18 protein-coding genes are annotated in these 18,614 nt (G+C 58.6%); 6 read left to right on the top strand and 12 right to left on the bottom strand.

Annotation, left to right across the window (positions count from 1 at the left end):
* Window positions 1-72: 72 nt before the first annotated feature.
* The gene (locus ACR0JW_RS20740) at window positions 73-276 is read right to left on the bottom strand and encodes a hypothetical protein (protein ID WP_170609939.1); all 204 of its coding nucleotides are present in this window, start codon (window positions 274-276) and stop codon (window positions 73-75) included.
* 650 nt (window positions 277-926) lie between these two features.
* Between ACR0JW_RS20740 and ACR0JW_RS20735 the strand changes: the two genes are divergently transcribed.
* A complete protein-coding gene (locus ACR0JW_RS20735; protein WP_170681994.1) occupies window positions 927-2,078 on the top strand; it encodes a DcaP family trimeric outer membrane transporter in 1,152 nt (383 codons plus the stop codon).
* 74 nt (window positions 2,079-2,152) lie between these two features.
* Here the strand turns inward: ACR0JW_RS20735 and ACR0JW_RS20730 are convergent, their stop codons facing one another.
* The 3 genes from ACR0JW_RS20730 to ACR0JW_RS20720 all read right to left on the bottom strand — a co-directional run bounded on the left by ACR0JW_RS20730 (window position 2,153) and on the right by ACR0JW_RS20720 (window position 4,765).
* Window positions 2,153-2,506: a hypothetical protein gene (locus ACR0JW_RS20730; protein WP_170681995.1), complete on the bottom strand. Its 354-nt coding sequence runs from the start codon at window positions 2,504-2,506 to the stop codon at window positions 2,153-2,155.
* Window positions 2,507-2,642: 136 nt separating this feature from the next.
* Window positions 2,643-3,011, bottom strand: a complete 369-nt coding sequence (locus tag ACR0JW_RS20725; RefSeq protein ID WP_480714385.1) for a DUF6497 family protein — start codon at window positions 3,009-3,011, stop codon at window positions 2,643-2,645.
* A 221-nt stretch (window positions 3,012-3,232) separates the two neighbouring features.
* Window positions 3,233-4,765: an acyl-CoA carboxylase subunit beta gene (locus ACR0JW_RS20720; protein ID WP_170681996.1), complete on the bottom strand. Its 1,533-nt coding sequence runs from the start codon at window positions 4,763-4,765 to the stop codon at window positions 3,233-3,235.
* Window positions 4,766-4,947: 182 nt separating this feature from the next.
* Here ACR0JW_RS20720 and ACR0JW_RS20715 point away from each other — a divergent pair, with 182 nt between their 5' ends.
* Together ACR0JW_RS20715 and ACR0JW_RS20710 are read left to right on the top strand one after the other, a co-directional pair.
* Window positions 4,948-6,153 (top strand): multidrug effflux MFS transporter, encoded by a 1,206-nt coding sequence (locus ACR0JW_RS20715; protein ID WP_170609931.1) that lies wholly within the window; start codon window positions 4,948-4,950, stop codon window positions 6,151-6,153.
* A 65-nt stretch (window positions 6,154-6,218) separates the two neighbouring features.
* Window positions 6,219-7,619 carry a helix-turn-helix transcriptional regulator gene (locus ACR0JW_RS20710; RefSeq protein ID WP_170681997.1) on the top strand — a complete coding sequence of 467 codons (1,401 nt, stop codon included), beginning with the start codon at window positions 6,219-6,221 and terminating at the stop codon, window positions 7,617-7,619.
* An 85-nt stretch (window positions 7,620-7,704) separates the two neighbouring features.
* Here the strand turns inward: ACR0JW_RS20710 and ACR0JW_RS20705 are convergent, their stop codons facing one another.
* The 7 genes from ACR0JW_RS20705 to ACR0JW_RS20675 all read right to left on the bottom strand — a co-directional run bounded on the left by ACR0JW_RS20705 (window position 7,705) and on the right by ACR0JW_RS20675 (window position 14,210).
* A complete protein-coding gene (locus tag ACR0JW_RS20705) occupies window positions 7,705-7,944 on the bottom strand; it encodes a DUF465 domain-containing protein (protein WP_170681998.1) in 240 nt (79 codons plus the stop codon).
* Window positions 7,945-8,043: 99 nt separating this feature from the next.
* Window positions 8,044-8,694: a thermonuclease family protein gene (locus tag ACR0JW_RS20700; RefSeq protein ID WP_170681999.1), complete on the bottom strand. Its 651-nt coding sequence runs from the start codon at window positions 8,692-8,694 to the stop codon at window positions 8,044-8,046.
* Window positions 8,695-8,748: 54 nt separating this feature from the next.
* Window positions 8,749-10,407, bottom strand: coding sequence for a choline dehydrogenase (gene betA / locus ACR0JW_RS20695; protein WP_170682000.1), 1,659 nt, complete (start codon window positions 10,405-10,407; stop codon window positions 8,749-8,751).
* Between the two features lie 89 nt (window positions 10,408-10,496).
* Window positions 10,497-12,005 (bottom strand): choline-sulfatase, encoded by a 1,509-nt coding sequence (gene betC / locus ACR0JW_RS20690; RefSeq protein WP_170682001.1) that lies wholly within the window; start codon window positions 12,003-12,005, stop codon window positions 10,497-10,499.
* A complete protein-coding gene (gene betI, locus ACR0JW_RS20685; protein ID WP_170609919.1) occupies window positions 12,002-12,574 on the bottom strand; it encodes a choline-binding transcriptional repressor BetI in 573 nt (190 codons plus the stop codon). Before betI ends, betC begins: the two co-directional genes overlap by 4 nt.
* 87 nt (window positions 12,575-12,661) lie before the next feature.
* Entirely contained in the window at window positions 12,662-13,570 is a 909-nt protein-coding gene (locus ACR0JW_RS20680) for a DMT family transporter (RefSeq protein WP_170682002.1), read from the bottom strand.
* A gap of 40 nt (window positions 13,571-13,610) precedes the next feature.
* Entirely contained in the window at window positions 13,611-14,210 is a 600-nt protein-coding gene (locus ACR0JW_RS20675; RefSeq protein WP_170682003.1) for a LysE/ArgO family amino acid transporter, read from the bottom strand.
* 85 nt (window positions 14,211-14,295) lie between these two features.
* Between ACR0JW_RS20675 and ACR0JW_RS20670 the strand changes: the two genes are divergently transcribed.
* Together ACR0JW_RS20670 and ACR0JW_RS20665 are read left to right on the top strand one after the other, a co-directional pair.
* Complete coding sequence (locus ACR0JW_RS20670) at window positions 14,296-15,180, top strand: LysR family transcriptional regulator ArgP (protein ID WP_170682004.1); 885 nt, start codon at window positions 14,296-14,298, stop codon at window positions 15,178-15,180.
* Between the two features lie 37 nt (window positions 15,181-15,217).
* The gene (locus tag ACR0JW_RS20665; RefSeq protein ID WP_480714384.1) at window positions 15,218-15,907 is read left to right on the top strand and encodes a nitroreductase family protein; all 690 of its coding nucleotides are present in this window, start codon (window positions 15,218-15,220) and stop codon (window positions 15,905-15,907) included.
* Window positions 15,908-15,979: 72 nt separating this feature from the next.
* Here ACR0JW_RS20665 and ACR0JW_RS20660 read toward each other — a convergent pair whose 3' ends face one another.
* On the bottom strand, window positions 15,980-16,720 hold the full coding sequence (locus ACR0JW_RS20660) for a YebC/PmpR family DNA-binding transcriptional regulator (protein ID WP_170609910.1): 741 nt from the start codon (window positions 16,718-16,720) through the stop codon (window positions 15,980-15,982).
* Between the two features lie 110 nt (window positions 16,721-16,830).
* On the opposite strand from ACR0JW_RS20660, the gene ACR0JW_RS20655 reads away from it, so the two are divergent.
* Complete coding sequence (locus tag ACR0JW_RS20655; RefSeq protein WP_480714383.1) at window positions 16,831-18,603, top strand: SLC13 family permease; 1,773 nt, start codon at window positions 16,831-16,833, stop codon at window positions 18,601-18,603.
* Window positions 18,604-18,614: the final 11 nt, after the last annotated feature.

Below are 18,614 nucleotides of genomic sequence, written 5' to 3'. Positions count from 1 at the left end.
GCAGGGGACACCCCCGCGACGGCGTTCTGCATGATGGCGGACGGAGCGGTACGCGCCCCAAAAAACTTTGAGTTAGTCGCAGGTACCCTGCGACTTGCAATACAGTACGTTGCCCGCGGCACCGACCGCAGCGCCGACGACCGGGTTTGCGTCCAGAACGACCGCGCCCAGGGCGCCCGCTCCGCCGCCGATGACCGCTTGTTCGCCGGTGGTTTCGCCACAGGCCGCAAGGCCTGCGCAGGCCGCGACCACAAGGAAGATGCGTGAGGTTTGCATGGTTTCTGCCCCTTCAGATTTCTTGGTTTCCTTGCGGCCAGATGCCGGAAGCCCGCATTGTTATGCAATAACAACGGCGGCAACCAAACTTTTTGCGCAGTTTTTTGCCGCTTGTTGCCTACTGTCTGAGAAAAGAAAAACGCGGGCAGGATATTGTGGGGAACACAAGCCTGCCCGCGATAGGAAGGGGTACGGAATAGTAGGTGCTTGTGCGACGCAGGCAAACTAGAGCCGCACGGCCCTTCCACCATGCACGGCACAATCCCGGCAGCAAACAAAGTATTGTTTCCACCCCGAATACCGGCTGGATTTTGCCCATCCTGCGTAATGCCGCGCAATTTCGCGCCGACAAGACCTTTGCCGTATCCATATTTCAGCACACCAGAAGGTGTCACATTCCTGTTACAGACCCGGTTTCCAAGGGCGATTTGGGCAAAAGGCAAATCACGAACGCCATGGAATTCGAAGGCCAAATTTTCTCTCGATTTCCGTGCGTTACGACCCTCTTTCACCCACCCGTGAAGGTGCTTGGGATTTCCCGCACGATTGCTTGAGAAATCGGGCCGATTTTGTCCCGTTCTCGTGATTTCCATCGGATTTTGGGTCGTGGAATTGTGCTTGTGCACACTCGCATACAAGGAAATACCCAAATGATAATAAAGAGAAAAACGGCCCTTCTGCTCGCCGTCTCTGCGCTCGGATTCAGCGGATTGAAGGCCAACGCCCAGGATGCCCAGACCCAGGCCGAACTGGATGCCCTGCGCGCCCGTGTCGAAGCGCTGGAGGCCGCCAAACCCGGTGCCGGGACCGGCGATCTGAGGATCGGCAATACCACTCTGGACGTCTACGGATATATCAAGGCCGATTTCTTCTACGACTTCGACTACGACCAGGGTGACACAGCCTTCGTAAACAACATCGGTGAGCCTGCAAACGAGACCAGTGGCACATTCGGCGCGACTGTTCGTCAGTCCCGAATCGGGCTGCGTACCAGCACGCCTTCCGGTATCGGCGAAATCGGAGGTCAGCTGGAACTGGATCTGTTCGCCTCGGGCGGAGCGGCTGAACTGCGCCTGCGCCATGCCAATATCACGATCGGAGACAGCTGGCTGATCGGTCAGTACTGGACCAATTTCCAGCCGCTGGACACCTATCCGACCTCGGTTGAATTCAACGGTCCTGTCGGCATACCTTTCGCTCGTGTGCCACAGGTGCGCTACTCCAATACCCTTGGGTCCAACACCACATTCTCGGCTTCGATCGAAGAGAATGTCAGCGCGTCCAATTCGAGAGATCCGGTTTTCACCGGTGCCATCGAGTACCACGACGGCACATATATTGCCCGCGCATCCGCCCTCTATGGCAAGGCCGAATCCGGCACGGTCGAAGTCGATCAGACAGGCTTTACCCTCTCGGGCTCGGTCCGGCCGTGGCAGGGGGGGCTGTTTCAGGTCAACTACGTCGACGGTGAGGCGCTTGGCCCCTACCTGATCGGCCTGGGCGATGCCATCGTCAACGGCCGGGCAAATGACGTCGACGGCTATACCATCGAGTTCCGCCAGGACATTGGTACGAAATGGAATGTCGGTATCGCCTATGGTCGCGAAGATTACGATCTGCCCACCCCGACCGGTACGTTGTCCTTCACCGAGCTTGAGACGATCCATGTGAACGCCTTTTACCAGGCAACCGATAACCTGACATTCAGCGCCGAGTACTTCTTTGGCGAGCGGAACGATGCACCCACTGGACGGACGTTTGACGGCGACCGGGTCCAACTGGCGGCGCAGCTGAACTTCTGACATCCCATAACAGCCCTGCCCGGCTTCGGGCAGGGTTTTCCTTTGGCGGATATGGGACGCGACGGCAAACACGATCAGCGCACCCCGTCGAAGATTTCAGGAAAGGAATGGCGCGCGACGTCCAGATCAATCACCAGCAACGCATCGTAGCTGGCAGGGTCGAACGGGTCTTCTGCCGCAATCACTTCCCGCCCGAACAGCCAGCTCAGCCGCCCTGCGTCCAGATTTCCACGCTCAAACGGCCGGTCACCGAAATGTTCCCACAACGCTTCCATGAACGCTGCGTCCGCGCGCCGGTCCGCTGGTTTGCGATCCCGGAAACGCTCGCGCCGGGTCAGAGGCGTTACACCTTTGGGGTTGGCGCGCCGGATGACGAACTGGAAATCGGTACCGGACAGACGGCCGGGGAAACCACGATGCTTCAGCATACCTGAACCTCGGCCATCAACATCTTGAAAAGGAAAAAGGACTTACATCCAACCAGAGCTGGTTTCATTGCGCGCACCTCCACGGTCGCCGGTTTTTTCTGAAACGCACTGATGTCATGAAAATCACCGATCATGATCAGAGCCCTTCCCAGATACACCGGGAATTCTCCAACCGGTAGGCCTCGAAGAACTGCGTTGCGTCGGGCGCGGCATTACCGAATTCGGTGGCGCGGTCGGAAAAGGAAATCACGACGCGCGCCGGCTCAAGTTCATGCTTCGCCACATAGGGAACCGCCAGGATTTCACAAAGATGCGCCATATCGGCCGACGCCACATCATAACCGATCCGCCCAACTGTCGAACCGATCTTGGGGGCAATGAAGCGAAACCTAAGCCACAATTCACCCGGGTTGTTGTCCAGCAGAACATCGCTCAGCTCGACTGGCTGGCCTGACGGAACAGGCAGAAGGCTTTGGGCCAGTACTTCCGCAGGGGATGCAAGCAACGCGCCAGCTAAAACAAATGCGCGACCCCAGCACCGCCAGTGGCAGGCTCCTCTCTCCGGGGTCGCGGGCGCAGCGTTGACACGCCGCGCTAATCTGTTTCTGGCTGGTTGTTCCATAAACCTGTTTCGGCCTCAAAGTCGGATTTTCGGCTTCGCAATCGTTCCGCCATCAACGTCGGCAGACCGTCGCCAATTTGAGGTGGGCCGCCCCACCCCGGCGATCAAAGCGGGATATTGTCGTGCTTTTTCCACGGGTTCTTCAGCTTCTTGTTCCGCAAACTCGCAAATGCGCGCGAGACACGGCGACGCGTAGAGTGTGGCATGATCACTTCGTCAATAAATCCGCGCTCGGCCGCGACGAAGGGATTGGCAAAGCGATCCTCGTAGTCCTGCGTATGCTGCGCGATTTTGTCCGCGTCGCCCAGATCGGCGCGGTGAATGATTTCGGTCGCGCCCTTGGCGCCCATCACTGCGATCTCGGCTGTCGGCCAGGCGTAATTGAAATCGCCACGCAAGTGCTTCGACGCCATAACGTCATAGGCTCCGCCGTAAGCCTTGCGCGTGATGACGGTTACTTTCGGAACCGTTGCCTCGCCATAGGCGAACAGAAGCTTTGCGCCGTGTTTGATCACGCCGCCATATTCCTGGCTGGTGCCGGGCAGGAAACCCGGAACGTCGACAAGTGTCAGGATCGGAATTTCAAAACAGTCACAGAAGCGCACGAACCGTGCAGCCTTGCGCGAGCTGTCGATGTCCAGACATCCGGCCAGAACCATCGGCTGGTTGGCCACGACGCCAACGGTCTGCCCCTCAAGCCGGATGAAACCGGTGATGATATTCTTCGCGAAATCCTCCTGGATTTCGTAGAAATCACCCTCATCCGCGACCTTCGCGATCAGTTCCTTCATGTCGTAGGGCGTGTTCGGGTTGTCCGGAACCAGCGTGTCCAGCGAAGATTCAATGCGATCGGGTTCGTCAAAGAACGGACGCACAGGCGGCTTTTCGCGGTTGTTGAGCGGCAGGAAATCAACCAGACGGCGCACTTCGGCCAGCGCCTCGACATCGTTCTCAAATGCACCGTCGGCGACCGAAGACTTCTTTGCGTGAGTAGACGCACCACCCAACTCTTCCGCCGTCACGACCTCGTTTGTTACGGTTTTGACAACGTCGGGACCGGTCACGAACATGTAGGATGTGTCTTTGACCATGAAGATAAAGTCGGTCATCGCCGGGCTATAAACCGCGCCGCCCGCACAGGGCCCCATGATTACGCTGATCTGCGGCACAACGCCCGAGGCCATGATGTTACGCTGGAACACTTCGGCGTAACCCGCCAGTGACGCAACACCTTCCTGAATACGCGCACCACCCGAGTCGTTGATACCGATCACCGGGGCTCCGTTCTGCACTGCCATATCCATGATCTTGCAGATCTTCTGTGCGTGAGTTTCAGACAGCGAGCCGCCGAAAACCGTGAAGTCCTGACTGAACACATAGACCATGCGACCGTTGATCGTGCCCCATCCGGTCACAACACCGTCGCCCGCAGGTTTCTGATTTTCCATTCCGAAATCAGTACAGCGATGGCTGACGAACATATCGAATTCTTCAAAGCTGTCTTCGTCCAGTAGCAACTCGATCCGCTCGCGCGCCGTCAGTTTGCCCCGCGCATGCTGCGCATCGATCCGCTTTTGCCCACCGCCCAGCCGCGCATCGTTACGGCGATCTTCAAGCTCGGAAAGGATGTCTTTCATGACGATAACCCCTGTAAAATTTGGCCGGACCTTATACGGAGTCACGAAAGGACCAAAGCAACTTTCGGCAAATTTGCAAACTATTGGCAATCAAGTCAGTGAATAGTGTAAATTTGTTAATTTTTCGATTGACGCTGCGAGGCCGATGGTAATCTCATCTGCGCCCCCTATACATGCACATCATGCAATTCAGCTCGACCTCGGTGCGCAGATCGCCGCCTTCAATCACGACATTGGTCATCCTATCGGGGCTTTCGGCCCTGAGCATGAATCTGTTTCTGCCCAGCCTGCCCAACATGGCGGAGTATTTTGAGACGGAATACCGGGTGATGCAGCTGTCGATTGCCCTGTACCTGCTGATAAATGCGGTGCTGCAGATACTGATTGGCCCGATAGCGGACAAGGCCGGGCGCAGGCCCGTTATGCTGTGGGGGCTCGGGCTTTTTTTGCTGGCGACTTTGGGTTGCATCTATGCCCCGAATGTCGAGATTTTCCTGGCGTTTCGAATGTCTCAGGCCGTTGTCGTGGTCGGGATGGTCCTCAGCCGAGCCGCCGTTCGCGACCTTTACGAACAGGACAAAGCCGCCTCGATGATTGGATATGTCACCATGGGCATGGCGGTCGTTCCGATGATCGGTCCAGCAATTGGCGGCATCCTGGAAGAGGTCTTTGGCTGGAAAGCCAACTTCTGGTTTCCTTTTCTGGTCGGCGCTCTTGCGATCTGGCTGACTTATTCGGATTTCGGTGAAACCAGCATCAAAAGCGGCAAGACACTGTTGCAGCAGTTTCGGGAATACCCCGAACTCCTCACGTCTCCGCGGTTTTGGGGTTACTCCCTGTCTTCCGCGTTTTCGTCCGGTGCGTTCTTTGCTTATCTCGGCGGCGCCCCCTTCATCGGAACCGAGGTCTTTGGCATGACCGCGGCAGAAATCGGCATCTATTTCGGCGCGCCGGCACTTGGCTATTTCTTCGGCAATTTCCTGAGCGGGCGCTACTCGGTCCGCTTTGGCATCAACAAGATGGTTCTGTGGGGAAGCTGGCTGAACGCGCTTGGTGTATTCCTGTCTGCCCTACTGTTCCTGGCCGGGCTGGGAACCGCCATCAGTTTCTTCGGGTTTATGACATTTGTTGGCGTCGGCAACGGCATGGCGATCCCCAATGCAACATCCGGCTCGCTGTCCGTTCGCCCCCATCTGGCCGCAACAGCATCCGGTCTGAGCGGAGCGATCATGCTGGGCGGCGGCGCAGCGCTGAGCGCACTTGCGGGCGCGCTTCTGACACAGGAAACCGGCGCAATGCCGTTGCTTTGGCTAATGCTCACAACCGCGGTTCTGGCCATCGCAGCCATCAGCCTTGTCATTTGGCGGGAACGACAGCTGGGTCTTTGAACTTTCTTGCACGCAGCGGTTTGCAAAGTTAGCCTGCGCTGAAAGAAAAGTTGCAAAGACACGCCATGGCCACTCAAAAGCTCTATGCCGGCGCAAAGCTGCGCGAAATGCGCACGCGCCTGACCCTGACGCAAAAGGAATTCGCAACCAAGCTTGGCGTTTCCCTGCCCTATCTAAACCAGATGGAGAACAACAACCGACCGATCTCGACAACGGTTGTTCTGGCTCTGGCGCAAGAATTCGGGATGGATGTCACCGAGCTCAGCACCGGTGACAGCGAACGGCTGGTGTCGGATATGCGCGAAGCGCTCGCTGACCCGGTCTTCGACGACGCAATGCCCCCTCTTGCCGATTTGCGACTGACTGCATCGAACGCGCCGGCGCTGGCACGCGCCTTCATCGCGTTGCACCGCACGTATCGCCAGACGCACGAACGGCTGGCCTCGCTGGACGAGGCCCTGGGGCGCGAGGATTCCCGAATTCAGGCCAGCCCCTGGGAAGAAGTGCGCGACTTCTTCCACTATTGCGACAACTATATCGACGCTGTCGACCGGGCCGCCGAACGGTTTTCAACACGCGCGGAAGAAGCCGGAGGCATACGCGCCGCAGCCCTCAACAGCCTGTCCGAGCGGGGCATCCGTGTTGAGTTCACGGACATCTCGGAAACGCGCAAATATGACATAGCAAGCAAAACGCTTTCCCTGTCTTCACGCGCCGCGCCACAAACGCAGGTCTTTCAGTTGCTGCTGCAGGTTGCGCTGATTTCTCAGGACAAACTGCTTGAAGCAACCCTGGATTTTGCCCGCTTCCAAAGTGACGAAGCCCGCGCCATCGCCAAAATCGGGCTTGCGAACTACTTTGCCGGGGCTTCCCTGATGCCCTACGGTGCCTTCTTGGCCGCCGCGCAAGAGGATCGCCACGATCTGGAATTGCTCAGCATCAGATTCGGCGCATCGATCGAACAGGTTGCCCACCGCTTGTCCACTTTGCAACGGCCCGGAGCCAAAGGCATCCCCTTCTTTTTTGTTCGGGTGGATCAGGCCGGAACGATCACCAAGCGCCATTCAGCCACACGACTGCAATTTGCGCGCTTCGGCGGCGCCTGCCCGCTGTGGAATGTTCACCGCGCATTCGAAACGCCAGGTCATTTCCTTCTTCAACTTGCCGAAACGCCGGACGGAGTGCGTTATATCTCCCTGGCGCGCGACGTATCGAAACCCGGCGGTTCATTCGGGGCCCCGGTGCGCCGCTACGCCATCGCACTGGGGTGCGAAGTGCGCCACGCGCAGGCTCTGGTCTATGCCGACAACCTGGATACCAGCAATGCCAGCGCCTATGAACCGATCGGGATTTCCTGCCGGATTTGCGAACGTCAAACCTGTCACCAAAGGTCCGTTCCCCCGCTGGAACGCAGGCTGACAATCGACGCCCATACCCGAGGAACGCTGCCCTACGAAGTCACCTGAAACTTTTCCCCGGGATCTTCATCTGGCAAAAAATACCCCGGAGGAGTCGCGGCCTGCCGCGACGGGGGCAGAGCCCCCGACTGGGTCAGTTTTTCGACAGGATCGCCCAGATTTCATCCTTCAAGGCCGCGCGCTTCTTGCGCAACTCAACTTCAGCCAGTTCCTCCATCGGCTCGACATTGGTCTCGGCCCGATGCACAGTCCGGTTGATCTCATGATATTCGTCCGACAGCCGGGCAAAATGCGCGTCGGACTGCTTGAGGTGACTCATCACTTCGACCTTTTCCGGAAACTCTTCGGCCAGTTCATGTGGGGTGTGGGACATTCGTGTAAGCTCCTCGAAATGTTGTTGTCCCCACGGATAAACATGTTCCGGCGATACCGCTTTGACCCGGATCAAATTGGCGACATCAAAAGGTTGGATTCACCGCTTTGCAGGTCGCCAACCCGCCAAACGCGCCGCGCTGGCGTCACAGAACCAACGCTCGCCCTTTGCCTTGTTGATCTTTGTCGCCGAATAGAAAGCCTGCCCGGGCATGTGGTAAATCTCTTCTCCACGAGCCGAGATATTTCCCTTGATCTGGCACGTTTCTTGCCGGGGCAGACCTGCGGTCCCGGCGCGGTGCACCCAGGGCACCTGAATCACTGTTGCGTGCAGACCCTTCTTTTCCTTCGCGGCCCTCTGTTCAAACGGCACATATTCGCGGGAGTATTTGCGATACGCAAAGGCCAGCCCATCCTCGACCAGCGTAAGCGCTGCATCGCTCCCCGCTACATCACAACTAGCAACCACGCGGCCATACCTGTCTCGATCTATCGGTTCACAGAAGGCCGCTCGCCCATCGAACCTTTGTCTTGCAACCTGCGTTACCCACGCGCCACAGCGCCATTCGACACCTTGCGCGTCCCGACATGTTTGATCCAATTCGGGGGCGTCAATTCCAAACAGACGAATCCTGACCCCACCGACATCCCACGTATCCGCGTCCACGACCCGCACAGTCCCGGTTGGCCGGTCAGCGGCCAGAACCATCTGTGGCAGCATCAGAACAAACAACAAACAAAGTCTTAACATACCCCCGATATGCCCCTGACCAGCGGCGCATTCAACGGGAGATGTTAAGAAACGTTAACGCTGAGCAGTCTCCCACTCTGGATGGACCCATGGCCGGTCATTCGAACTGGGCAACGCATCCTTGCCCAGCAGGTGATCCGACATTTTTTCGCCCACCATGATCGATGGCGCATTCAGGTTGCCGTTGGTGATTTGCGGGAATATCGAACTGTCCGCGACCCGCAGACCATCTACACCAATCACACGCCCCTGCGGGTCGACGACAGCGTTCTTGTCGTCTGCCCGCCCCATACGGCATGTCCCGCAAGGGTGATACGCACTTTCGGCATGTTCGGCGATGAATTCGTTCAATTCCTCGTCGGACTGAACGCTGGCTCCGGGCTGGATCTCTTTGCCCGCATAGGGTTTGAAGGCGTCCTGACCGAAGATCTCGCGCGTCAGGCGGATGCAGGTGCGGAAATCCGCCCAATCCTCTTCGTGGCTCATGTAATTGAAACGAATGACAGGCGCGTCCTCGGCCCGGGCCGAGCGCAGCGTTATCGCCCCGCGCGAAGGCGAGCGCATGGGACCGACATGAGCCTGGAAACCATGCCCCTCGGCCGCGGTCTGTCCGTCGTAGCGCACGGCGATCGGCAGGAAATGATACTGAATATCCGGATACCGCACACCGGGTTTCGAGCGAATGAACGCAGCACTTTCAAACTGGTTCGAGGCACCCAGACCCGTTTTAGTAAACAGCCACTGGGCACCGATCAGCCCTTTGCTGAACAGGTTCCAGTGCTTGTACAGCGTGATCGGCTGCAGCGATGCCTGCTGGATATACAGTTCCAGATGATCCTGCAGGTTAGCCCCAACCCCGGGGCGATCCGCGACTACGCCGATCCCATGTTCAGCCAGATGTGCCGCGGGTCCGATACCGGACAACATCAGCAGCTTGGGCGAGTTTATCGAAGATGCGGCCAGAACCACCTCACGCCGGGCGCGAATGATCTCCTTTTTGCCGCGTCGGACCAATTCGACGCCTATGGCGCGGCCGTTTTCCATTACGACACGTGTCGCAAGGCCACGCAGGATGTCGCAGTTATCCCGTTTGAGAGCTGGCTTCAGATAGGCATTCGCAGCAGACCAGCGCCGTCCTTTCCAGACGGTCTGCTCCATCGGGCCGAACCCTTCCTGCTTTTCACCGTTATAATCGCCGGTAACCTGGTATCCCGCCTGTTGTCCGGCATCGACAAAGGCCTGGAACAGTGGGTTTTCGCGCGGGCCACGCGACACGTGCAGGGGCCCGTCAGTGCCGCGCCACGTCGGATCGCCCCCATGCCCGCCGTCGTGCCAGGATTCCATTCGTTTGAAATACGGCAGGACATCCGCATAGGACCACCCGTCGGCGCCCATTTCCGACCAGGTGTCGTAGTCATGGGCATGACCGCGTACATAGACCATACCGTTGATCGACGACGATCCGCCAATCACCTTGCCGCGCGGACAGGCCAGCCGGCGGTTGTTCAGATGCGGCTCGGGTTCGGAACTGTAGCCCCAGTCATAGCGCGACATGTTCATCGGATAGCTGAGTGCGGCGGGCATCTGGATGAACGGTCCCGCATCAGTGCCACCATGTTCAATCACCAGGACAGAAGCCCCGGCCTCGCTGAGGCGATAGGCCATCGCGCACCCTGCGGATCCTGCACCCACAATGACAAAATCTGCTTCCATTTTCAGGTCTCCTGTTCCCGCCGGGCCAAGGTCTTTCGTTGAAAAACCTAATTGCCTCCGGCGGGAGTATTTTCAAAAAGATGAAGAGGTTATTCGCCGCGCGGGAAGCGGGCGTTTTCCTCGACGATATTCAGATCCATGTGATTGCGCATGTAACGCTCCGATGCTCTTTGCAGCGGCTGGTAATCCCACGGATAATATCCCCCCTGCCGCAACGCCTCGTACACGACCCAGCGGCGCGCCTGACTGGCCCGCACGTCTGCGTCGAAACGATCCAGATCCCAGCGCGCCTCGGATTTCGCGCGCAGGGTTTGCAGTGTGCCAGCGTGTTCGGGGTTCAAGGCAAGGTTGGTCAGTTCGTGCGGATCGGCCTCAAGGTCGAACAGTTGATCCGGGTCCAGTGTGCAGCGGTTGTATTTCCACTTGCCGTAGCGCAATGAGACAAGCGGCGCATAAGACGCTTCGGCCGCGTATTCCATGGCCACGGGCGCGGTGCGCTCGCCGCCCTGAGCCAAGGGCACTAGGTTCTCGCCGTCGGTCCATGGCGCGATCTCGTCCATGTCGACGCCAGCCAGAGCGCCCAGCGTCGGTGTCACGTCGATGGTCGATACCGGGGCGTCGATACGCCCTGTTGGAAGATCAGGGGCCGAGATCATCAGCGGCACCCGTGCCGAGCCTTCGTAGAAGTTCATTTTGAACCACAGGCCCCGCTCGCCCAGCATGTCGCCGTGGTCTGAGACGAACATGATGATCGCCTCTTGTCGCGTCGTTTCCAGCACCTCGATGATCTCGCCGATCTTGTCGTCCAGATAGGTGATGTTGGCGAAATAGGCGCGCCGAGATTTGCGGATTTCTTCTTCGGTAATGTCGAAACTGCGCCAGTCATTGGCATCGAAGATCCGTTTTGCGTGCGGATCCTGATTGTCGTAGCCGATATCGGCGATCTCGGGCAGCAGGTGCTCGCAATCCTCGTAAAGATCCCAGTACTTGCGCCGGGCAACATAGGGGTCGTGCGGGTGGGTGAAGCTGACGGTCACGCACCAGGGGCGGTCGTCTTTGCCGCGCGCCAGATCGTATAGCTTGGCCTGGGCGTTATAGGCAACCTCATCATCATATTCCATCTGGTTCGATATTTCGGCCACGCCCGCGCCTGTCACCGAACCCATGTTGTGATACCACCAGTCTATTCGCTCGCCGGGTTTGCGATAGTCCGGTGTCCAGCCGAAATCGGCCGGGTAAATGTCAGTGGTCAGGCGATCCTCGAATCCGTGCATCTGGTCGGGACCGACGAAGTGCATCTTGCCGGACAGGCAGGTGTAATAGCCTGCGCGACGAAGGTGATGCGCGTAGGTGGGAATATCGCTACGGAACTCGGCCGCATTGTCGTAGACACCGGTGCGCGAAGGCAACTGGCCGGACATGAAACTGGCCCGACCGGGCGCACAAAGGGGCGACGCGGTATAGGCATTTGCAAAACGGGTCGAACGCGCGGCCAGTTTCTTCAGGTTGGGCGCATGCAGCCAGTCTCCGGGACCATCGGGAAAGAGGGTTCCGTTCAGCTGATCCACCATCAGGATCAGAATGTTCGGCTTTGTCATTTTTCAGCCTCGAGCAAAGTGTTGAGGACACGCATTGCGTGGTTAACGGCCAGTTGCGGCTCTTCCGGTGCGCTCAGCGCCGCGCGGATATACAGCCCATCGATCAGGGCAATCATGTTCTCGGCAGCTTCAACCGGGTCACTCATCAGCGGTCGCAAACTGTCGATCAGGTTGGATCTGATCCGCGACTGGTAGATTTGCCAAAGACGCAACGCATCGTCATTGGTTTGCGCCAGAACGTAAAAGGTCATCCAGGCAGCGATCACATCGGGTGTGAAACACGAGGGTGCAAAGCATGCCCGGATAATGGCCTGAGGTCTTTCCCCTGCTTCAGCGCCTTTCAGTTGCTCGCGGGCTTCGGCACCGAAATCGGATAGAATGCGGCGCATGGCGGCCAGAAAGATCTGATCCTTGCCGCCGAAATAGTGATGCGCCAACGCGCTGGACATGCCCGCCCGTTTGGCGATCTGGCTGACGGTCACGTCGAGGGATTTTTTCAGACCAAGCTCGGCAATCGTCGCGCGGACGATTGCATCCCGACGGATCGGCTCCATTCCGAGTTTTGGCATGCCTACCTCTCAGCAGCTGGGTTTACCAAACGCTAAGGGGGTTTTATTGACTCGTCAATCAATAACGTTCAGGCCGAGCGAGCGGCGTCAGTATTTCGGGCCGACTCCCGGCGGCGTTACGGCACTGCGGTTCAGGACCGCTTCGCGCCATGAGATGAAACTGACGGCGGCGAGGATCAGCGTTCCGCCAGCAACCACCCAGACATCAACCCGTTCATGAAATACCAGTGCACCCATCAAAGTTGCCCAGATCAGTTGCAGGAACGTGACCGGCTGGGTTACCGCAACAGGTGCCGCCTGAAGGGCCAGCGTCATGAAGTAATGACCAGCTGTCGCGAAACAGGCGATCAGAAACAATACACCCAAATCGTGCAGGCTGGGCGGGGTCCAGACGGCATAGGCAAACGGGATCAGGGCGATTGTAACCCAGATTGACAGGTGCGCGACCACGACCGAAGGCGGGATATCCCGGACCAGAAGCTTGGCCAACAGGTAAGACCCACCAAGGGTCAGCGCCGTTCCCAACATGGCGACATGGCCTGGCGAAACCTCTCGAAACCCGGGGCGCAGAATGATCAGAACCCCGATCAGGGCAACCAAAATCGCGGCAATCCTGCGAAAGGCCAGCTTTTCCCCCAGAAACAGCGCCGCGCCCAGCGTGACGTAAATCGGTGTCATGTAGTTCATTGCCGTCACTTCGGCCAAGGGGATCTGCGTCATGGCAAAGAACCACAGCATGACCGCCACGGCGTGGATAATCCCCCGCAGCCCGAACAACGTCAGGTCTCTTTTGGTCAGATGCGTTGCCATGATCGTCCGCAAGGCAGGCAGCAGAAACACCAGCCCCAGCGCATACCTCAGAAAGGCCGCCTGTATTGGATCCATGGACGAACCAAGGGTCTTCACCAGGGCCGTCATCATGACAAAGGACAGCCCGGCGGAGAACATCCAGAACATACCTGCGATCGGGCGGATGGATACTGCTGCTGTTGTCATGTCAGTGGTTGAACACCGAAACCGGCGGCGGGACAACCCTTCACATCGCAACAAGTTTCAGTGCAATGGCCAACATGATGATCCCGATCACCACATCAAGAATTTGCCATGCCCGGGGGCGGGTGAAAATGGGCGACAAGATCCGCGCGCCATATCCCAGTGAAAAGAAGAAAACAAAGCTGGAAAGCATGGCTCCGACCGCAAATCCCAGTCGGTCGTCATACTGCGCCGATATCGACCCGATCAGAACAACCGTATCCAGATAGACATGCGGGTTGAGCCATGTGAAGGCCAGAACAGCCAGCAAAGCCGCCCGCAGGCTGGTACGGTGCCCACTTCCCACCTCCATCACTGCGCCGCCACGCCAGGCCGACAGCAGGCTGCGCAGGCCGTACCATGTCAGGAAGGTGGCGCCACCATACCGCATTACCGGCTCGAACCAGGGAGCGGCCTGCGCCAGCGAGCCAAACCCGGCGACACCGGCGGCGATCAGTACGGCATCCGAGACGGCGCAGGTCAGACAAAGGGTGAAGACATGTTCGCGACGCAAACCCTGCCGCAGGACAAAGGCGTTTTGGGCGCCAATGGCCAGGATCAGGCTAAAGCCCAAGGCAAAACCGGCGATCAGAGATGTGGACATGAAACCTCCTGCGTTCCGACCGTTGACTAAAACCAACAAGGCGATCTATCAAATTAAAGATGTTGAGCCAGATTAAGCGCAGCTAATGATGCTGGATCCCAACCACCTGTCCGCCTTGTCGGCGATTCTGCGTCACGGCAGTTTCGAAGCGGCTGCGTCCGAGCTGGCCGTTACGCCCTCGGCCATTTCACAACGTATCAAAGCGCTGGAAGATCGCGTCGGTGCCGCTTTGATCAACCGCGGCACGCCCTGCTCGGGTACGCCTGCAGGTATTCGCATTGCCAGGCACGCTGAGGACATCAGCCTTCTTGAGGCGCAGTTGTCCCGCGAACTGACCCTTAAGCAGGGTCCGGAACCAGCAAGAGTACGCATCGCCATTCCGGCGGACACTCTTGCGACATGGTTCATTGATGCGATGGCGCAGACGCGGGGTATTTTGTTTGATCTGGTCGTGGATGATCAGGACCATTCGGCAGAATGGCTCAGGCGCGGCGAGGTCAGTGCGGCGATCACCGTGGGCGGACAGCCCGTGACCGGATGCGATACCACACCGCTAGGCGTCCTGCGCTATCTGCCGACAGCCAGTCCCGCTTTCATGGCGAAGTGGTTTCCGAATGGTGTCGACGCAACGTCACTGGCGCGGGCCACGTGTCTGACGTTCAACAGAAAGGACAATTTGCAGAAGATGTGGATTGCCCGCCAATTCAGCGGTCGGATTTCACCGCCGTCGCACTATCTGCCGTCCTCACACGGGTTTGTCGACGCAGCCCTGGCCGGATTGGGTTGGGGCATGAACCCTGAGACGCTGGTCCGTCCGGCGATTGCCGCAGGGCGCTTGCAGGAAGTCATTCCAGACACGCCTTTGGACATCCCGCTCAGTTGGCAGGTGGGCCGTGTACTGGCGCCAGCCTTGAAACCCTTAACCAAAGCGGTCAGACAAGCCGCCGCCCAGTGGTTGATCCCGGAATAACCACGTCGAACAAAGATTAAATACCCAGAGGAATACAATGTTTTCACGTGATAAAATTAACTACACCCCATTACCGCTGCCGGACCGCAGCGATATGACAGACGTTGAGATGGCAACGGCAGCCGAAAGCTTTTATGACGTCATGCGCAAGCGCCACACGGTCCGCGACTATTGCGACCGAACGGTTCCGCGGGCGGTGATTGAAAGTTGCATCCGCACTGCGGGAACGGCCCCATCCGGCGCCAACCATCAGCCATGGCATTTCGTGGCCGTATCTGACCCGGGGCTCAAACAGCGCGTCCGGGAGGAGGCTGAGGAGGAAGAACGCCGGTTCTATGCAGGCGGTGCTGGTGATGAGTGGATCAAGGCGCTGGAGCCGATTGGGACAAACGATGTCAAGGAACACCTCACCGTCGCCCCCTGGCTGATTGTCGTCTTCGCCCAGCGTTGGGGGCAGTTCGATGACGGTACCCGGTACAAGAATTACTACGTCCCAGAAAGCGTCAACATCGCCACCGGGTTTCTGCTGGCGGCGCTGCACCACGCCGGGCTCAGCGCTTTAACACACACCCCTAACCCCATGCGATTTCTCAATGATGCACTGAACCGACCTGCATACGAAAAACCGACAATGATCATCGCAGTGGGCCATCCCGCTACAGAAGCGACCGTCCCGTCCGTTGCAAAACTAAAGAAACCGCTGGAAGACATCTCGTCTTTCTTCTGACAACTCGTCAGACCGAGGGCACAAAAAAACCCGGCCTGACGGGCCGGGTTTCTCAATCAGTCATACGACGCCTTACAGTTGCGCCATAACCTCGTCCGAGGCCTCGAAATTGGTGGTGACGCGCTGCACATCATCGTCATCTTCCAGCGCATCAACCAGTTTCATCAGTTTTTGCATGTCCTCGAGGCCCAACTCGGTCGTTGTTGTGGGCTTCCAGACCAGCTTGGTCGACTCGGTCTCGCCCAGCGCGGCCTCAAGCGCGTTGGACACGTCGTTCAGATCGGTATCCGCGCACCAGATGATGTGCCCGTCGTCCGAGCTTTCGACGTCTTCGGCACCCGCCTCGATGGCCGCTTCAAAGATGGTGTCCGCGTCGCCTGCCGAGGCCGGGTAGACCACTTCGCCCTTGCGGTCGAACATGAAGCCGACCGACCCGGTCTCGCCCAGGTTTCCACCGTTCTTCGAAAAGGTCGACCGGACGGTCGATGCGGTCCGGTTGCGGTTGTCGGTCATCGTTTCAACGATTACGGCCACGCCATTCGGGCCGTAGCCCTCGTACCGGATTTCTTCGTAATCGTCGCCCTCGCCCGCCTGCGATTTCTTGATGGCGCGGTCGATCACATCCTTGGGAACCGAGTTCGACTTGGCCTCTTTCACCGCCAGACGCAGGCGCGGGTTCTTGTCGGGGTCGGGATCGCCCATCTTGGCGGCAACGGTGATTTCTTTCGATAGCTTGGAAAACAGTTTGGACCGCGCGGCGTCCTGACGCCCCTTGCGGTGCTGGATGTTGGCCCATTTGGAATGGCCTGCCATGTTGCGTCCTCGTGATAGTGATTGCGTATTCGGCGCTCATATAGACGGTTGCAGGGTGTGGGATCAAGAGAGCGGCTTGTCCAACCCGTCAGCGCGGGTATGGTGGCCCCATGACGACTGACCAGATCATTCTATTCGCACTTTTCATAACCGTATTTGCACTGCTTCTGTGGGGCAGGGTCCGATACGATCTGGTCGCGTTTTCGGCGCTTCTGATCGGTGTTGTGCTGGGCGTTGTGCCCGTTGACAACGCATTTTCCGGTTTCGGCCATCCGGCCACGATCATTGTCGCGCTGGTCCTTGTGGTCTCTGCCGGGTTGGTGCGGTCCGGCGCGGTGTTCCTAATCACCCGCACCCTGGTCGATGCGTCGCGCGGACTTGGCGCCCATATCGCGCTGATGGGCGGGATCGGGGCCGTGCTGTCGGCCTTTATGAACAACGTCGCGGCGCTGGCGCTGCTGATGCCAGTGGACATTCAGACCGCCCGCAAGGCGGGTCGATCGGTCGGGCTAAGCCTGATGCCGCTAAGTTTTGCAACCATTCTGGGCGGCATGGCCACGCTGATCGGCACCCCGCCCAACATCATCATTGCATCAATCCGGGCTGAAACACTGGGCGAGCCGTTCCACATGTTCGATTTCGCCCCCGTTGGTGGGTTGGCCGCGATTGCCGGGCTGGCCTTTGTTGCGCTGATCGGATGGCGACTGATCCCGGACCGGGGGCCGCAGACGGAAACCTCCGAAGCGCTGGCCGAATACATCGCTGAACTCACGGTTCCGCCAGAGTCCCCTCATATCGGCAAACGGGTCAGTGAGCTTTACGAGGTGGCGGAAAAATCGGACGTCGCCATCATCGGGCTGATCCGGGATGGCAAACGCCGCTATGGCCGATCCACCCATGCCACGCTGCACGAGGGCGACGCGCTGGTTCTTGAGGCGCGACCCGAGGCGTTGGATGAGTTCCGCACGGCACTCAACCTGGATTTCTCGGACACGCGGCGACAGGAGTTGCTGACCGCCGAAGGCGACGGGTTGGAAGTGATCGAAGTCGTCGCCCCCGAAAGCGCCCGCATCACGGGCCGCACAGCGCAAGGGCTGGGCCTTGCCTGGCGGCAGAGTACCGTACTGATGGGCATTTCGCGTCAAGGCCGCAACATCACCGAACAGGTCCGGAAGACCCAGGTTGAAGCGGGTGACATCCTGCTGCTGCTTTGCCCACGGGATCAGGGGGCGGACGTTACTGAATGGCTCGGCTGTCTTCCGCTGGCCACGCGCGGGCTGAATGTCACGGCAAACGACAAAGCGTGGCTTGCCATCGGACTTTTCGCCGCCGCCGTACTGGCTGCCAGCATCGGCCTGATCTACCTGCCGATTGCCCTGGGACTGGTCGTCGTCGCCTATGTTTTGACCAAGATCATGCCGATTGCCGATATCTACAACCATATTGAATGGCCGGTCGTTGTCCTTCTGGGTTCTATGATCCCGTTGGGCAGTGCGTTGGAATCTTCAGGCGGCACCGAATTGATCGCAAACGCGCTGATACAACTGACGGACGGTCTGCCCGCCTGGGCCATTCTGACCGTGCTGATGATCGTCACGATGACCCTTTCGGATGTTCTGAACAACACGGCAACTGCCATCGTTGCGGCCCCTGTCGGCATCCAGATGGCCCGAACGCTTGAAGTGTCGCCCGATCCATTCCTGATGACAGTCGCAGTTGCCGCCTCGGCTGCGTTCCTGACGCCCATCGGGCATAAGAACAACACACTGGTTCTTGGGCCGGGCGGATATCGTTTCGGCGACTATTGGCGCATAGGCCTGCCGCTGGAGATCCTGATTATCGCGGTTTCGGTTCCGGCCATACTTGTGTTCTGGCCGCTTTGACGGGTAAGGGC

The sequence above is a fragment of the Ruegeria sp. BG6 genome (genome assembly GCF_056538465.1).
Note: the sequence above shows the minus strand (reverse complement) of the source record. Positions and strands in the feature narration are given on the sequence as shown.

Bases quoted from the DNA above. Each gene is read 5' to 3' on its own strand.
- ACR0JW_RS20730 (WP_170681995.1), bottom strand. From the start codon at position 2,506: ATGCTGAAGCATCGTGGTTTCCCCGGCCGTCTGTCCGGTACCGATTTC.
- ACR0JW_RS20740 (WP_170609939.1), bottom strand. From the start codon at position 276: ATGCAAACCTCACGCATCTTCCTTGTGGTCGCGGCCTGCGCAGGCCTT.
- ACR0JW_RS20705 (WP_170681998.1), bottom strand. From the start codon at position 7,944: ATGTCCCACACCCCACATGAACTGGCCGAAGAGTTTCCGGAAAAGGTC.
- ACR0JW_RS20680 (WP_170682002.1), bottom strand. From the start codon at position 13,570: ATGACAACAGCAGCAGTATCCATCCGCCCGATCGCAGGTATGTTCTGG.
- ACR0JW_RS20710 (WP_170681997.1), top strand. From the start codon at position 6,219: ATGGCCACTCAAAAGCTCTATGCCGGCGCAAAGCTGCGCGAAATGCGC.
- betA (WP_170682000.1), bottom strand. From the start codon at position 10,407: ATGGAAGCAGATTTTGTCATTGTGGGTGCAGGATCCGCAGGGTGCGCG.
- betI (WP_170609919.1), bottom strand. From the start codon at position 12,574: ATGCCAAAACTCGGAATGGAGCCGATCCGTCGGGATGCAATCGTCCGC.
- ACR0JW_RS20675 (WP_170682003.1), bottom strand. From the start codon at position 14,210: ATGTCCACATCTCTGATCGCCGGTTTTGCCTTGGGCTTTAGCCTGATC.
- ACR0JW_RS20655 (WP_480714383.1), top strand. From the start codon at position 16,831: ATGACGACTGACCAGATCATTCTATTCGCACTTTTCATAACCGTATTT.
- betC (WP_170682001.1), bottom strand. From the start codon at position 12,005: ATGACAAAGCCGAACATTCTGATCCTGATGGTGGATCAGCTGAACGGA.
- ACR0JW_RS20670 (WP_170682004.1), top strand. From the start codon at position 14,296: ATGATGCTGGATCCCAACCACCTGTCCGCCTTGTCGGCGATTCTGCGT.
- ACR0JW_RS20720 (WP_170681996.1), bottom strand. From the start codon at position 4,765: ATGAAAGACATCCTTTCCGAGCTTGAAGATCGCCGTAACGATGCGCGG.
- ACR0JW_RS20660 (WP_170609910.1), bottom strand. From the start codon at position 16,720: ATGGCAGGCCATTCCAAATGGGCCAACATCCAGCACCGCAAGGGGCGT.
- ACR0JW_RS20700 (WP_170681999.1), bottom strand. From the start codon at position 8,694: ATGTTAAGACTTTGTTTGTTGTTTGTTCTGATGCTGCCACAGATGGTT.
- ACR0JW_RS20735 (WP_170681994.1), top strand. From the start codon at position 927: ATGATAATAAAGAGAAAAACGGCCCTTCTGCTCGCCGTCTCTGCGCTC.
- ACR0JW_RS20715 (WP_170609931.1), top strand. From the start codon at position 4,948: ATGCAATTCAGCTCGACCTCGGTGCGCAGATCGCCGCCTTCAATCACG.
- ACR0JW_RS20665 (WP_480714384.1), top strand. From the start codon at position 15,218: ATGTTTTCACGTGATAAAATTAACTACACCCCATTACCGCTGCCGGAC.